At 62.5% G+C, this 13,749-nt stretch carries 14 protein-coding genes and 2 pseudogenes; 11 read left to right on the top strand and 5 right to left on the bottom strand.

The genetic code is table 11. The features are described from left to right. The first annotated feature begins 80 nt into the window (after positions 1-80). The 6 genes from NKI50_RS05690 to NKI50_RS05665 all read left to right on the top strand — a co-directional run bounded on the left by NKI50_RS05690 (position 81) and on the right by NKI50_RS05665 (position 5,618). Entirely contained in the window at positions 81-968 is an 888-nt protein-coding gene (locus tag NKI50_RS05690; protein WP_352715747.1) for an ABC transporter permease, read from the top strand. Then, a complete protein-coding gene (locus tag NKI50_RS05685) occupies positions 965-1,843 on the top strand; it encodes an ABC transporter permease (protein ID WP_352548695.1) in 879 nt (292 codons plus the stop codon). The genes NKI50_RS05690 and NKI50_RS05685 overlap by 4 nt, the downstream gene beginning before the upstream one ends. Continuing rightward, positions 1,828-2,898, top strand: coding sequence for an ABC transporter substrate-binding protein (locus NKI50_RS05680; RefSeq protein WP_352715743.1), 1,071 nt, complete (start codon positions 1,828-1,830; stop codon positions 2,896-2,898). The genes NKI50_RS05685 and NKI50_RS05680 overlap by 16 nt, the downstream gene beginning before the upstream one ends. Before the next feature lie 179 nt (positions 2,899-3,077). Continuing rightward, positions 3,078-3,686 carry a cupin domain-containing protein gene (locus NKI50_RS05675; protein WP_352548691.1) on the top strand — a complete coding sequence of 203 codons (609 nt, stop codon included), beginning with the start codon at positions 3,078-3,080 and terminating at the stop codon, positions 3,684-3,686. Beyond that, the gene (locus NKI50_RS05670) at positions 3,676-4,761 is read left to right on the top strand and encodes an ABC transporter ATP-binding protein (protein WP_352548690.1); all 1,086 of its coding nucleotides are present in this window, start codon (positions 3,676-3,678) and stop codon (positions 4,759-4,761) included. Before NKI50_RS05675 ends, NKI50_RS05670 begins: the two co-directional genes overlap by 11 nt. Positions 4,762-4,982: 221 nt before the next feature. Further along, positions 4,983-5,618 carry a 2'-5' RNA ligase family protein gene (locus tag NKI50_RS05665; RefSeq protein WP_352715739.1) on the top strand — a complete coding sequence of 212 codons (636 nt, stop codon included), beginning with the start codon at positions 4,983-4,985 and terminating at the stop codon, positions 5,616-5,618. Between the two features lie 17 nt (positions 5,619-5,635). On the opposite strand, the gene NKI50_RS05660 is transcribed toward NKI50_RS05665, so the two are convergent. After that, entirely contained in the window at positions 5,636-6,115 is a 480-nt protein-coding gene (locus tag NKI50_RS05660; protein ID WP_352716023.1) for an SRPBCC family protein, read from the bottom strand. Between the two features lie 2 nt (positions 6,116-6,117). After that, positions 6,118-6,468, bottom strand: coding sequence for an ArsR/SmtB family transcription factor (locus NKI50_RS05655; protein WP_352715735.1), 351 nt, complete (start codon positions 6,466-6,468; stop codon positions 6,118-6,120). A 172-nt stretch (positions 6,469-6,640) separates the two neighbouring features. Between NKI50_RS05655 and NKI50_RS05650 the strand changes: the two genes are divergently transcribed. Beyond that, positions 6,641-6,994, top strand: coding sequence for an ArsC family reductase (locus tag NKI50_RS05650; RefSeq protein ID WP_352715732.1), 354 nt, complete (start codon positions 6,641-6,643; stop codon positions 6,992-6,994). Between the two features lie 190 nt (positions 6,995-7,184). Here the strand turns inward: NKI50_RS05650 and NKI50_RS05645 are convergent, their stop codons facing one another. Beyond that, a complete protein-coding gene (locus NKI50_RS05645) occupies positions 7,185-7,541 on the bottom strand; it encodes a DUF488 domain-containing protein (protein ID WP_352715729.1) in 357 nt (118 codons plus the stop codon). A 56-nt stretch (positions 7,542-7,597) separates the two neighbouring features. Then, positions 7,598-8,854, bottom strand: coding sequence for an aminopeptidase (locus NKI50_RS05640; RefSeq protein WP_352715725.1), 1,257 nt, complete (start codon positions 8,852-8,854; stop codon positions 7,598-7,600). 146 nt (positions 8,855-9,000) lie between these two features. Between NKI50_RS05640 and NKI50_RS05635 the strand changes: the two are divergent. Beyond that, a pseudogene (locus tag NKI50_RS05635) lies at positions 9,001-10,353 on the top strand (IS701 family transposase). Positions 10,354-10,501: 148 nt separating this feature from the next. On the opposite strand, the gene NKI50_RS05630 reads toward NKI50_RS05635, so the two are convergent. Next, a complete protein-coding gene (locus NKI50_RS05630; protein WP_352715722.1) occupies positions 10,502-11,392 on the bottom strand; it encodes a LysR family transcriptional regulator in 891 nt (296 codons plus the stop codon). 152 nt (positions 11,393-11,544) lie between these two features. Here NKI50_RS05630 and NKI50_RS05625 point away from each other — a divergent pair, with 152 nt between their 5' ends. The 3 genes and pseudogenes from NKI50_RS05625 (at position 11,545) to NKI50_RS05615 (ending at position 13,694) form a co-directional block, all read left to right on the top strand. Then, entirely contained in the window at positions 11,545-11,928 is a 384-nt protein-coding gene (locus NKI50_RS05625; RefSeq protein WP_352715719.1) for a DUF1330 domain-containing protein, read from the top strand. Positions 11,929-12,031: 103 nt separating this feature from the next. Continuing rightward, positions 12,032-12,874 (top strand): SDR family oxidoreductase, encoded by an 843-nt coding sequence (locus NKI50_RS05620; RefSeq protein WP_352715716.1) that lies wholly within the window; start codon positions 12,032-12,034, stop codon positions 12,872-12,874. Between the two features lie 188 nt (positions 12,875-13,062). Next, positions 13,063-13,694: pseudogene (locus NKI50_RS05615) on the top strand (IS5 family transposase). Positions 13,695-13,749: the final 55 nt, after the last annotated feature.

The following is a 13,749-nucleotide window of genomic DNA, read 5'->3' as shown; positions in this document are numbered from 1 at the left end:
CATTCCCAAACGTGAAACAGCTTGACAGTTTCACCAATATGAAAAAAGCTTAGTCCATTTCAAATTTCGACGGACAGTCAATGTCGACCATTGCCGCAACGCAGCCGCTGCCGGAAACCCGGTCTTCGCCGGGCTTCCGCTTCGCTATGCTGCTGCCCGGCGGGCTGGTCACCTTTCTGCTGATCCTTTTCGCCCTTGGCTTGGTGTTCTTCCTCGCCTTCCGCGGCAATGACGGCTCGCTGCTGGGGGCCGGTTTTACGCTTGCGAATTTCGTCACTGTGGCCACCGATCCGCTGTACTGGACGGTGACGCTGCGCTCGCTGGGCGTCGCCGGCCTGGTCACGCTCGCAACCGTCGTCACCGCCTATCCCGTCGCCTATTATCTGGCTTTCCATGCCGGGCGGCGGCGTGGGCTGCTGCTGTTCCTGCTGACCCTGCCGTTCTGGACCAGCTATCTCCTGCGCGTCTTCGCCTGGAAGATCGTGCTTGCCTATAATGGCGTGCTGAACTCGGCGCTGATTGAAAGCGGCATCTGGTCGGAGCCGACATTGGCGTTCTTGAATACGCCGACAGCAGTCGTTGTCACGCTCGCCCACGCTTATGCGCCGTTCGCTATCCTGCCCATCTATGTGGCGCTGGACACCATCCCGAAATCGCTGCTCGAAGCCGCTTCCGATCTCGGCGCAAAACCGTTCACCAGCTTCCGCCGCATCGTGCTGCCAAATTCGATGCCCGGCGTGCTGGCCGCGGCCCTCGTCGTTTTTGTGCCGACGGTCGGCGACTACGTCACGCCGGCGCTGGTCGGCGGCCCGGCCAGCACCATGATCGGCACGCTTATCCAGGCCGAGTTCGGCAAGGCCAATGACTGGCCGTTCGGCGCCGCACTCGCCGTCGCCGTCATGCTGGTCATTCTCGCCGTGGTGCTGGTGGTGCGCTTCGCCGACCGCCGATACAGCAGCCGCACATGAACGGGACGCGTATCGATGCAAGGCAGGGCGGCGGCTGGCTCGGTGCCTATGTCCTTGCCTATCTGGTGTTCCTGTATTTGCCGATATTGCTGATCCCGCTGTTTTCCTTCAACAATTCCGTCCAGGCGGCATTTCCCCTGCAAGGCTTTACGCTTGAATGGTACGGCACGCTGTTAGGCAATTCGGCGCTGTCCGGTGCGCTCGCCAACAGCCTCGTCATCGGCGCCATTGCCGCCACCGGCGCCACGCTCTGTGGCATCACGGTGTCCTATATGGACCTCTACGGACGCTCGCCGCTGGCCGCCACCATCAGTGCCATAGCGCGGCTGCCGATCCTGATCCCAGGCGTCATCGTCGGCATATCGCTGCTCATCCTGGTCAACCTCGCCGGCTTTGGGCCGTCGCGCATTGCCATTGTGCTCGGCCACATATTGGTGGCGCTGCCGGCGACGGTGGTGGTCATGCGCAGCCGCTTCGCCGTCATTCCGAAGACCATCCGTGAGGCAGCACTCGACCTCGGCGCCTCCGACTGGACGACCTTCAGGCGGGTGATGCTGCCACTCAGCCTGCCCGCCATTATTTCGGCGTTCATGCTGGCCTTCCTGAGCTCGTTCGACGAGTTCATCGTCGCCTTCTTCCTTGCCGGCACCGAGCCGACGCTGCCGCTTTATATCTGGAGCCAGCTGCGCTTCCCAAAATCGCTGCCGACCGTCATGGCGCTGGGCACGGCGATCCTGGCCGTGTCCTTCGTCACCGCCGCACTCGCCGAAATCCTGCGCCATCGCGGGCTCGCTGCCACCCGGCGGTCAGCGCCCGCCAGCCTGTCAAAACCAGAAGAAACCGAAAGAGGAGAACTGCAATGGCATTCGACCTGAAATCGATAACGACAAAGGCAGCGAAAACCGGACTGGCCGCCTTCGCACTGGCGCTTGCGTCGACTGTCGCCTTTGCCGGCGACAAGCTGCAATATTTCACCTGGTCGGGCTATGAGCTGCCCGACTTCAACAAGAGCTTCCTCGCCGTGCACCCCGATGGTGTCGAAGCCTCGATGTTCGGCGACGACGATGACGCCTTCACCAAGGTCAAGGCCGGCTTCCGCCCCGATGTCGCGCACCCATGCTATGACAAGGTGGCGCGCTGGAACAAGGAAGGCCTGCTGCAGCCGATCGACACCAAGCGCATCAAGAACTGGGATTCGATCTTCCCGGTCTTCAAGAACCTGCCCGACCTGCAGGCCGGCGACGGCAAGGTCTGGATGGTGCCGTGGGACTGGGGCAACACCTCGATTCTCTACCGCACCGATCTGGTGAAGAACCCGGAAGCGAGCTGGAACCTGCTCTGGGACAAGCAATATGCCGGGCGCATGGCGACCATCGATGCCGTCCACGATACTCCGGTGGTGGCGGCCCTTCTTGCCGGCGTCAATCCATTCGACATGACGGCGGAACAGATGGACAAGGTTGCGGAGAAACTGCGCGAGCAGCGCCCGCTGCTCTCGAACTACACCACCGACATGACATCGGTCGAACAGGCGCTGGCGAGCGGGCAGTTGGTCGCCGCCATGACCTGGAACGCATCGGCCACGTCGCTGAAGAAGCAAGGCGTGCCTGTCGAGTTCATGAAGCCGAAGGAAGGCATGCTTACCTGGGCTTGTGGTTTCGTCATGCTCAAGGATGCAAAGAACGTCGACCTCGCCTATGACTTCATCAACAGCCGGCTGGAAACGGACTCAGGCAAATACCTGATCCAGGCCTACGGCTATGGCAGCTCGACCAGCTCGGCTTTCGCTGCCGTGCCGAAGGAGGAGCTGGAGAAATTGCAGCTGCCGTCCGATCCGGAAGTGATGCTGAAGACCACCATCTTCACCGGGCCGATGAAACAGAATGATGAACTCGCCAAGATGTTCGAGAAGGTCAAGGCGGGCGGCTGAGCCTGCTTCTTCCTTCTCCCCTTGGGGAGAAGGTGTCGCCGAAGGCGACGGATGAGGGGTGTTCCAGATGGCACCGACGGCACTCCGCCCAACACCCCTCATCCGTTTCGGCGCTTCGCGCCTATCCACCTCCTCCCACAAGGGGAGAAGGGGAAACCTTACCAAACAAGGACGAACGAATGGACATGCTGGACGAAGCGGCTGAGAAGCCGAAGGACGACGCCGACGTCAGGGTCGGCCGGCGCGTGCGGGCGCTAAGGCTGGAGCGTAATCTCTCGCTGGCCGAACTTGCAGCCAAAGCCGGCGTCTCGATCGGAGCGCTGAGCCAGATCGAGCGCGGCATGTCGTCATTGCGGGTCCGAGTGATCTGGCCGCTCGCCGCCGCCCTCGACATCGAGCCGTCCGCGCTGATCGCCGACGGCAACGACGCCGGCAACGATCTTTATTGTGTGCGCGCCAACAGCCGGCGGCAGATCCCGGTCAAGTCGGAAGGCATTGCCAAGGCACTGCTGTCGCCGCCGGCCGCTACGCTGACCGGCATGCTGGTGACGGTGGAGGCCGGTGGCGGCACCGCCGAAGCCTACGCCCATGCAGGCCATGAATTCGGGTTCGTCCTTTCGGGCGAGGTCGAGCTGGTGGTCGATTCGACCAGATACGGCCTGAAGGCCGGCGACAGCTTCGCCTTCAAGAGCACCTTGCTGCATGCCTTCCGCAATCCGGGCAGCGAGCGCTGCCAGATCCTGTGGGTCAACACGACCAAACCGTCCGAGGTTCGCGATGGCGCCTGATCCGCTCGTCCGGCTGGACAAGGTCTCCAAGATATTCCCCGGCAGCATCGTCGGGCTCGATGCCGTCGATCTCGATATTTCGCGCGGCGAGTTCCTGACCCTGCTCGGACCATCCGGCTGCGGCAAGACCACCAGCCTGCGGGTCATCGCCGGCTTCGAAAGCCCGTCGAGCGGCAAGGTTCTGCTCGAAGGCCGCGACATCAGTGCGCTCAGGCCCTTCGACCGTCCGGTCAATACCGTATTCCAGGACTACGCGCTGTTCCCGCACATGAACGTCGCCGAAAATGTCGGCTTCGGCTTGTCGCTGCGCAAGCTCTCCGGTGCCGAACAGGCGAAGCGCGTCGGCGCAGCGCTCGACATGGTCGGCCTTGCTGAAAAGCTCGGCGCCCGCGTGTCCGAATTGTCGGGTGGCCAGCGCCAGCGCGTCGCGCTTGCCCGCGCCATCGTCTGCGAACCGCGCGTGCTGCTGCTCGACGAGCCGCTGTCGGCGCTCGATGCGCATCTGCGCGAACAGATGCAGGTCGAATTGAAGCGACTGCAGTCGCGCCTCGGCACCACTTTCGTCATGGTCACGCACGACCAGACCGAGGCGCTGTCGATCTCTGATCGCATCGTCGTCATGAACAAAGGCCGCATCGAGCAGATTGCGCCGCCGGCGACCCTCTACGACCGGCCCGCCACCAAATTCGTTGCCAGCTTCATCGGCACGATGAACCTTCTGCAGTCGCGCTTCGTCGGCCGTGACGGCGAGCGCTTGCGGTTCGCCGCCGGCGCCCTGCCGCTGGAAGCGGTTTCGGAGACGGGCGAACTGCCTGGCGAGGGCACGGTGCGCACCATCGGCGTGCGTCCGGAGGACCTTTTGGCGACGACAGAGGCCGCGGCCGGTACTGCACCGGTGCGGGTGAACAGCATCGTCTTTCACGGCCGCACCTTGCGCCTTCATGCAGAGCTGGGGCAGGGGACACAGGTGGTGATCGACGCGCCGCGCCGGGCGGAGGGTTTTCAATTCAGCGTCGGCGACGTGGCGCATATCAGCCTGCGCCGTGGCGCCAACTGCCCTATGCTGTCCAGCTAGGCAACGGCCGCGAATACGCCGACCGGGCGATCCACGATTTCCTCGAGATCAAGGGCATCATCGGCTACGGCGCCTGAGCCATCAACATACGGCCGACCGAAATGTGGTTGCGAGCATTGATGCTGCCAGCACCAGCGCTCGTATCATTTCCGTTTGATTTGTTCCCTTTTTGTTCTATTCTGCTTGGCTGGGCGGGAATGGCTTTGAGAGGAGCAATGAACATGAATGAGCTGCCCGCATTCAGGATCACCGAAAACGGCCAAGCCGTGTTCAACTGGCAGGAGCTGGATCGGCGCTGGAATGACCGGCTGTTCTTCGCCATTCTTCTTGAAAGTACGATCGCCGTGCCGCTTGCACGCCGGGCCGCCGTCTGGCGGCGAGAATCGGGATTGCGAGGGCAAGCGTTTCCGGCAGAACGCCTGCACATCTCGCTTGTTGGGCTCGGCGATTATGATGGACTGCCGGAGGAATTGGTCAAAATCGCCCGCCACGTCGCCTCGATGGTCCAGGCGAAACCGTTTGAGGTGTCGTTCGATCGGTTGTCGGCTTTCGGCGGCGGTGCGTTGGTGCTGCGTGGCAGCGACGGCGTCCCGCCGCTGCAAGCGTTCTGGCGCAATCTTACCGCCCTGATCGCCGACAGCCCGCTGAAGCCCTTTGTGGGGAGCTCCTTTGAACCTCATGTTAGATTGCTTCGTGACAAATTGCGGGTTCAAAGGGTTCGAGAACGGGCGATCGAACCGATCAGCTGGACCGTACGTGACTTTGTGCTCATCCGCAGTCTGATCCGGCAAGGCCGGTACGAAGAGCTCGGGCGCTGGCGGTTGAACGGCCACGACGATTCCGTGGCCGCAATGTGAGCCAAGCCAGGGTCCCCTCAGATCGTCTTGACGTAGCCCGCCAACTGATCCGCCACCGTGCCCCAGCCGTCGTAAAAGCCCATCTCCTCGTGGCTGTTGCGCGTGGCTTCGTCGCGGTGGATAGCGGTCGCGGTGTAGCGCGTCGCCTCGCCCTGCGATTGCAGCGATATGACCGCTGTGATGAATGGGTCGCCTGACGGCCGGTAGCCGGGCAGCAGCGCATCGGTCCACACCAGCCGCTCGTTCTGAACAATCTCGAGGTAGCAGCAACGCCTGTCGTTGACCTCCTTGCCGTCGGGCGACTGCATGCGGGTGCGGAACAGACCGCCGGGCCGCAGGTCGATCTCGCAATCGGTGATGATCCACGGCTTCGGCGTGAACCATTGGCGGACATGCTCGGGCCTCGTCAGGGCCGTCCACAGCAGTTCTCGCGGCGCCTCGATCGTCCGTTCGAGCACGAGGTCGAGCTTCGGATCGGGTTGGAACAACGGGGCCATATTCATCTGTCTTTCTCCTTGAGTTTCAGCACGTAGTCGTCGAACTGGCCGAGACGGCGCTCCCACAGCGCCCGCTGGTCGGCCAACCAGTTTTCCGCGAGCTTCAACGGCTCCGGCGCGAGCCGGTAGGTCCTGACGCGGCCTGCCTTCTCCGAATGCACCAGCCCGCAGCCTTCCAAAACCCGGAGATGCTCGATGAAGGATGGCAGGGCCATCTCGAACGGCTGCGCAAGCTCGCTGACCGAGGCGGGACTTCGGTTCAGTCGCTCGACCACGCGTCGCCGGGTCGGATCGGCGAGCGCCCGGAAAATGCCGTTGATCGGCGGGGGGCTTTCGGTCTGCAGGCTCGTCATGGTCATTTCCTTGCCTCGGCCATTCCGCGTGACCAGAGTTGGCTTAGAAAACACTTAGGGAAAGTCCTTACTATTGGCAAGCCCCAAAATCGCGGAGCCCGGCGAGGCCGCTGGAAAAGTGAGAGGCGCGGTTTTAGGGTGCCGTCAGCTTCGACTGGTCCGAGGACGCGTTTTGACGATCACCATGTACGGCATCACCAATTGCGATACGGTCAAGAAGGCGCGTTCCTGGCTGGCGAGCCACGATGTTGCCTATCGCTTTCACGACTACAGGGCAGACGGGCTTGACGCGGATCGGCTGAACGGCTGGTCAGGCAAGGTCGGCTGGGAAATCCTGCTCAACAAGGCGAGCACGACGTTCCGTGAACTGTCGGACCAGGACAGGATGGGTCTGGACGAGAACAAGGCCAAGGCGCTGATGCTGGCCAAACCGACGATGATAAAGCGACCGGTGCTGGAACTTGGCGACAGGGTTCTCGTTGGCTTCAAGCCTGATGTTTATCAGCAGGCGGTGAGTGGGAAATAGGACCGACCCGCCGCGATCCGTCGCGCCCCCTCTGTCCTGCCGGACATCTCCCCCTCTAGTGGGGTGATTGGATGTCACTTCGGCGTTCGCTAGTCTCCAAAGAAGGGCGCTTTCGGCGAAGCTGCCAATCTCCCCCCTTGAGGGGGAGATGTCCGGCAGGACAGAGAGGGGTGCTGTCCCGCTGGCGTGACTAATTGCTCTCACGCAAGTAGCTCGCCAGCGCCACCGCGTTATTGTGCTTCTCGTCATGCGCGCCGTAGAGCAGCGTCACCCGGCCTTCACGGAGCAAGGCGCGCAGTTCCGCAACCGCCTCGCCGTTCCGGTCGAGCTCATCGCGGTATCGCCGCTGGAACTCCGACCAGCGCGCCGGCTCATGGCCGAACCATTTGCGCAACGCATTGGTTGGCGCGATGTCCTTCAGCCATAGCGTCAGCGCCGCGTCCTGCTTGGCGATGCCGCGCGGCCATATGCGATCCACCAGCACCCGCTGCCCATCATCGGGCGCCGGCTGCTCATAAATGCGCTTGACCGCGAGCTCCATTGCCAACTCCGCTGGGCCAGCAGGCGCCGCTGCTTGCTGGCCTTCGCTTAGAGATCCCGGGCCTAAACCCACTCGCCCTTGCGCATCACCGGCACGCGGCTGTCGTCCTTATGGACGCCGTCTATGTCGATCTTGTCCGAGCCGATCATCCAGTCGATGTGGATGAAGCTCTTGTTGCCGCCGCGCGCCGCGATCTCCTCCTGGCTGAGCGAGGCGCCGTCGACGAAGCACTTAGAGTAGCACTGGCCAAGCGCGATGTGGCAGGCGGCGTTCTCGTCGAACATCGTGTTGAAAAACAAGAGCCCGCTCTTGGCGATCGGCGAGGAATGCGGCACCAGCGCCACCTCGCCAAGACGGCGCGAGCCTTCATCGGTGTCGAGCACCTTCTGCAGCACATCCTCGCCCTTCGTGGCCTTGGCCTCGACAATGCGCCCCGCCTCGAAACGAACCGCAATGCCGTCGATCAGCGTGCCCTGATAGGACAGCGGCTTGGTGCTGGTGACATGGCCTTCGACACGCCTTGCATGCGGCGTGGTGAACACCTCTTCGGTCGGGATGTTGGGGTTGCAGGTGATGCCGTTCTTGGCGGTCGAGGCACCACCCATCCACTCGTGGCCTTCGGCCAGTCCGACGGTCAGGTCGGTGCCGGGGCCGGTGAAATGCAGTGCGTGGAAATTGTGGCCGTTCAGCCATTCGGTGCGGCTCTTCAACGCCGCATTGTGCGCCGTCCAGTTGCCGATCGGGTCTTCGACGTCCACCCGCGAGGCCGCAAAGATGGCGTCGGCTAGCTTGGCCACGGCGACGTCTTCGGCGTCGTCCGGGAAAACCTGCTTGGCCCAGGCCTGATCGGGATAGGCGACGATGTTCCAGTTGATATCGAAGCCGGTGATCTTCTCCAGCGCCGGCTGGTAAGCCATCGAATTCGCCTTGTTGGCACGCGCCACCTTTGCCGGGTCCTGAGAAGAAAGCAGCGACGGATCCTCGCCGCGCACGGCAAGCCTCGCCGCATTATTGGCGAAGGCTTTTGCCATGCCTTCAAAGAGCCAGCCGGCGGCGCGGTCGAAGCCGGCGTCGGCGCCGTAGCGGAAGCGCGCCAGCGTGATCTCGTCATCGTTGAAGATCGGCGTCACCAGGCCCGCACCTGCCTTGTAGGCGTGCTCGACGACCCGCCGCGTCAGAGGCAGCGCGGCGATAGACGAGGTCAGCACCAGATCCTGCCCCGGCTGCAATTGCAGCCCGACCTTGACGGCGACCTCCGCCAGCCTGTCGAGCTTCACCGGGTCGATGCTTGCGGAAACGCCGCGCGAATGTGTGGTCATGATCCTGCCTGCCGTGATTGGGGACTGTGTCTTACATAGACCGGCGCTACCGACCTTTCCACTCTGATGACGCCGGCAGCCCTAGCACTACTTTGGCAGATTTTTAGTTCCGGGAGCGTTTCGAGGATTCCCAAGAGCGGTTTTGCGTGATTCATGAGAGGTCGGCTGTTGGAGGGGCCGGCCATGAACAGGGATTGGCAACTCGATCTGGAGCGGTGGCTTGAGCCGTTCGTCTCGGCGTTGAGGCACAAGACGCGTGCGCGGATGTGTCCGGCCTATATTGCTGGGCTGATTGGCCTTGGGGATCGCAAGAGCGTCCAACCGATGGCTGCGCGCGACGCAGGCGTCAACTATGACCAGCTGCACCACTTCATCGCGAGCGGCGTGTGGGATGCTGCGCCGCTGGAGAAGGTGCTGCTCGCGGAGGCCGACAGACAAGTTGGCGGGAACGATGCGTGGCTGATCGTGGACGACACCGCGCTCCCCAAGAAGGGGCGCCACTCGGTCGGCGTCGCGCCGCAATATGCCTCGGCACTTGGCAAGAACGCCAACTGCCAGACGCTGGTGTCGCTGACGCTGGCCTCTGGCGAAGTGCCGGTCATGGTGGGGCTGCGACTGTTTCTGCCCGAGAGCTGGACTTCCGATCCCGCCCGGCTCGACCGTGCCGGTGTGCCCGAGGACCATCGTGCCTACAGGACCAAGCCCGAAATCGCGCTGGCCGAGATCGACCGGGCTCGCGCAGCCGGCTTACGCTTTGGCTGCGTGCTCGCCGATGCCGGATATGGCTTGAGCGCCCCCTTCCGGCAGGCGCTCACCGAGCGCGGCCTTACCTGGGCCGTCGGTATCCCGTTCAAGCAGAAGGTCTATGCCGCCGACGTGGCGATGATCTTCCCCGTTGCCGGACACGGCCGCCCGCGCCGCCGGCATATCCCCGATGTGAAGTCGATGGCCGCGCAGGCGATGCTGGAAAAAGCCCAATGGCGGACGGTCAGTTGGCGGCGTGGCACCAAAGGCCGCCTCTCGGCCCGCTTCGCCGCTGTCCGTGTCCGGGTTGCAGATGGCCCACCCCAGCGCATCCGCGACATGGGCGCTCAGCATCTGCCTGGCGAGGAGGTCTGGGTGATCGGCGAGCACCGCTCGACCGGCGAGCGCAAATACTACTCTCCAACTTGCCCGCCGACACCCCGCTCAAGCAGATCGCAGGCGCCATCAAGGCGCGCTGGGTCTGCGAACAGGCGCATCAGCAGCTCAAGGAGGAACTTGGCCTCGACCACTTCGAGGGGCGCTCATGGACGGGCCTGCACCGGCACGCGCTGATGACGATGATCGCCTACGCCTTCCTGCAATCTCGCCGCCTCAAACAAGCGGGAGGGGGAAAAAAGAATCCTCGGCCCGCCGCCCCAACCGAGCCTACCCGCCGTCAGGCAAGCCATCCTCACCGCGCTCGCGCAGCCGCCCCCAATCCGTTGTCCCCACTGCCGCAGAACCATCTCCGCTAAAAATCTGCCAAAGTAGTGCTAGGCCGTGAACTCATAAATTGGGGAAGACTGGGATCGGTGGGAAACGGACGCTCCGGACTTCCTGTACTGGGCGGCTTGGATAGGTGCCATGGTCGTCGAGGTCTGACGACCCTTATTTCAACCGCACTCAGTCGCGGTAGCGCAGCGTTTCCAGCACGAGTGCGAAAGCCGGCGAGTGTTGGCGCCGGCTTGGATAATACAGGTGATATCCCGGCCGAAGGGGGCACCAGTCCTCAAGAACACGCACCAGGCGACCCTGTTCGAGTGGGTAGGTCACCAGATCCTCGGGCAGATAGGCGAGCCCGAATCCTTCAAGGCTGGCCTGACAGATCATCGCGAGGGTGTTGAACGCGGCGTGTCCTTGAACGCGCACCTTCAACTCCCGCCCCTCCTTGCGAAACTCCCACGGTGCACAGCCGCCTGTGGGCAGTCGCAGGGGTATGCACGCATGATCGGCAAGGTCTTCAGGCGTGACCGGACGGGAGCGGCTTGCGAAGTATGAAGGCGCTACCACAACCGCCATGCGGAAGTCTGGCCCAACGCGCGCCGAGATCATGTCCTTGTCCACCTGTTCGCCAAGCCGTACACCCGCATCGAAGCGATCGGCCGCAATGTCTGCCAAGCCGTAGTCGTGGATAATCTCGACCCTGATGTCGGGATAGTCGCGCATGAGCCCGACCATGGCGGGCCAGATGATGGTCTCGCCGGCATGCTCCACCGTGGTGATCCGGACTGTGCCGGCCGGCTTGTCGCGCAGGGCGCTGAGGGCGGCAATCTCGCTTGCGATCTCATCTAACTTGGGAGCGATGCTTCGAAACAGGCGATCCCCCGCTTCGGTTAGCGAGACGCTGCGGGTCGTGCGGGTCAGCAGCCTAACGCCGAGGCGCTCTTCCATCGTCCGGATCGAATAGCTCAGAGCCGACTGCGACAGGCCGAGCTTGGCGGCCGCCTTGGTGAAGCTGCGCTCGCGGGCGACGGCGATGAAGGTCAGGAAGTCATCCAGACTGTCGCGACGCATTCATCAATCCCACTTCTAAGCCCATGCAGATTATACCATCTAATTGCATGCCGCTAAAGGAGCTAACTTCCTGACGTCAAGGCCAGACGGTCCACCGGAGCAACTCTCCGCGCAATGCCTACCGTCCAACTGGCGCACTGAAGGAGAACAAAATGAAGAAGGTAATCGTGGGCGCGCTCGCCGCCCTCACCATGATGGTGAGCCCGGCCGCCTTTGCTCAGGAAGCGACGGGCGCCGCCCCCCGCGCCTACATGATCGGCAGCTATGACATTAAGGATCAGGCGGTGTTTCAGCAGTACATCGAAGCCGCCTCGCCGCTCGTCACCCAGTATGGCGGCCGCGTGATCGTCTACAATCCCAATGTCATTGCCATCGAAGGAAGCTCGAGATCGGTGATCGCCATCGCCGAGTTCCCGAGCCTTGCTGACGCCCAGCGCTACTACAACTCGCCGGAATACACGGCGGCCCGGCAGTTTTTTACCAAGTCGACCGAAGGATTTCGCATCATTACCGAAGGCGCCGGCCTTCCGCAGTGACACAGTCCGCTAGCGGACGGATACCAGTATGGGACGTCAGCCCCCGCTGGCCATCGCGTCCGAATTCGAGGCCGAGCTGCGGCCTAAAGAACAGGAGCCCAATATGAGTGTTTGGTTCATCACCGGCGCAGGCCGGGGCCTCGGTCTGGATATCGCCAAGGCCGCATTGGCGGCGGGCCACAAGGTGGTGGCAACCGGCCGCAACACGGAAAAGGTCGCAAGGGCCGTGGGAAAGTCCGAGAACCTCCTTGTCGTCAAGCTGGACGTGACGAGCGCGGCCGACGCCGAAGCCGCTGCCCAGGCTACGCTTGACCGGTTTGGCCGCATCGACGTGCTGGTCAACAATGCGGCGAGCTTCTTTGCCGGGTACTTCGAAGAGCTGACCGCCGAACAGATGCAACTGCAGCTCAGCACCAGCCTCGTCGGTCCCATGAACGTGACGCGGGCCTTTCTGCCAGCGATGCGCAAGCAGCGGTCCGGCAGGGTCATCTCGATCTCCTCGACGGCCGGGCTGATGGGCTTCGAGTTCTGCACGGCCTATTCAGCCTCGAAGTTCGGCCTCGACGGCTGGATGGAGGCGCTGCAGACCGAAGTCGTGCCGTTCGGCATCGAGACGATGATCGTGAACCCGGGCTTCTTCCGCACCGAGCTTCTCACGGAAGAGTCGACCAACTATGCCGCGCCTTCCGTCGAGGACTACCATGAGCGACGGACGGCGCAGATCGCCTTCTGGCGTTCTCAGAACGGCAAGCAAGGGGGTGACGCCGCCAAGCTTGCGCGCGCCCTGATCACGCTCGCGGCTGAGGACGTGCTGCCCCACCGTTTCCTTGCCGGTGCCGACGCCATTGCCACGGCAGAGCAGAAGATTGCCATTCTGCAGCAGCAGATCGATGCCTATCGCGAGCTGTCGAGTTCCCTCGCCATCGACGAGAACGGCCGCAACTAACGAACCCTGCGGAACATCCGGACTTGCGGTGCTGGTGGCTGAACACCATTGGCACTGCAATTCCGAGGTCAAGACTTCGTGGCTGCGGCACTCCCAAGACCACCTGTGAAAATCAAATACGTCCGCTAAGAGGTCGATTGTCGACTGGCGGCTTTCCTATTGCAGGGGAATCTGATTCCAGACTCTGCATGAGCCGATATGACCTGACCGACTTCGAATGGCACGTGATCAAGCCACTTTTGCCCAAAAAGGCCACGAGGTGTGCCGCGTGTCGATGATCGGCGCGTGCTATCACCAAAGTCCATGACGGCAAGGTGCAGATGATCGACACCTCTATTGTTCGCGTCCATCAGCAGGGCGCGACGGCAAAAAAGGGGGATCGAGATCATTGTCTCGGTCGTTCCCGAGGCGGGCTGACAACCAAAATCCATGCTCTTGTCGACGCCAAAGGCATGCCGATCAAACTGATGCTCACGGCAGGTCAGATGAGTGACATTACCTCGGCCGCGGACCTGATCACGGATTTGCCGGAGGGTGCCATGCTACTCGCCGACAAGGGCTATGATGCCGACGCCTTGCGCAATGCGGTCAGCGAGCGAAAAGCATGGGCCAACATCCGCCCAAGGCCAACCGCAAGGACCCGATCTGCTTCAGCCCCTTCTTGTATAAGGCCCGCAACTTAGTTGAGCGCTTCTTCAACAAAGCGAAGCAATTCCGCCGCATCGCAACCCGCTACGACAAGCTGGCTGAGAACTATCTTACCGCGCTCAAACTCGTCGCAATCCGCATCTGGCTACGCGGTAATGAGTCTACGTCCTAGCACTACTTTGGCAGATTTTTAGTTCCGGGAGCGTTTCGAGGATTCCCAAGAGCGG

The sequence above is a fragment of the Mesorhizobium sp. M0563 genome, assembly GCF_040321065.1.
Classification (GTDB): domain Bacteria; phylum Pseudomonadota; class Alphaproteobacteria; order Rhizobiales; family Rhizobiaceae; genus Mesorhizobium.
The sequence above is the reverse complement of the archived record's forward strand: the minus strand, read 5'-3'. Positions and strand labels throughout refer to the sequence as shown.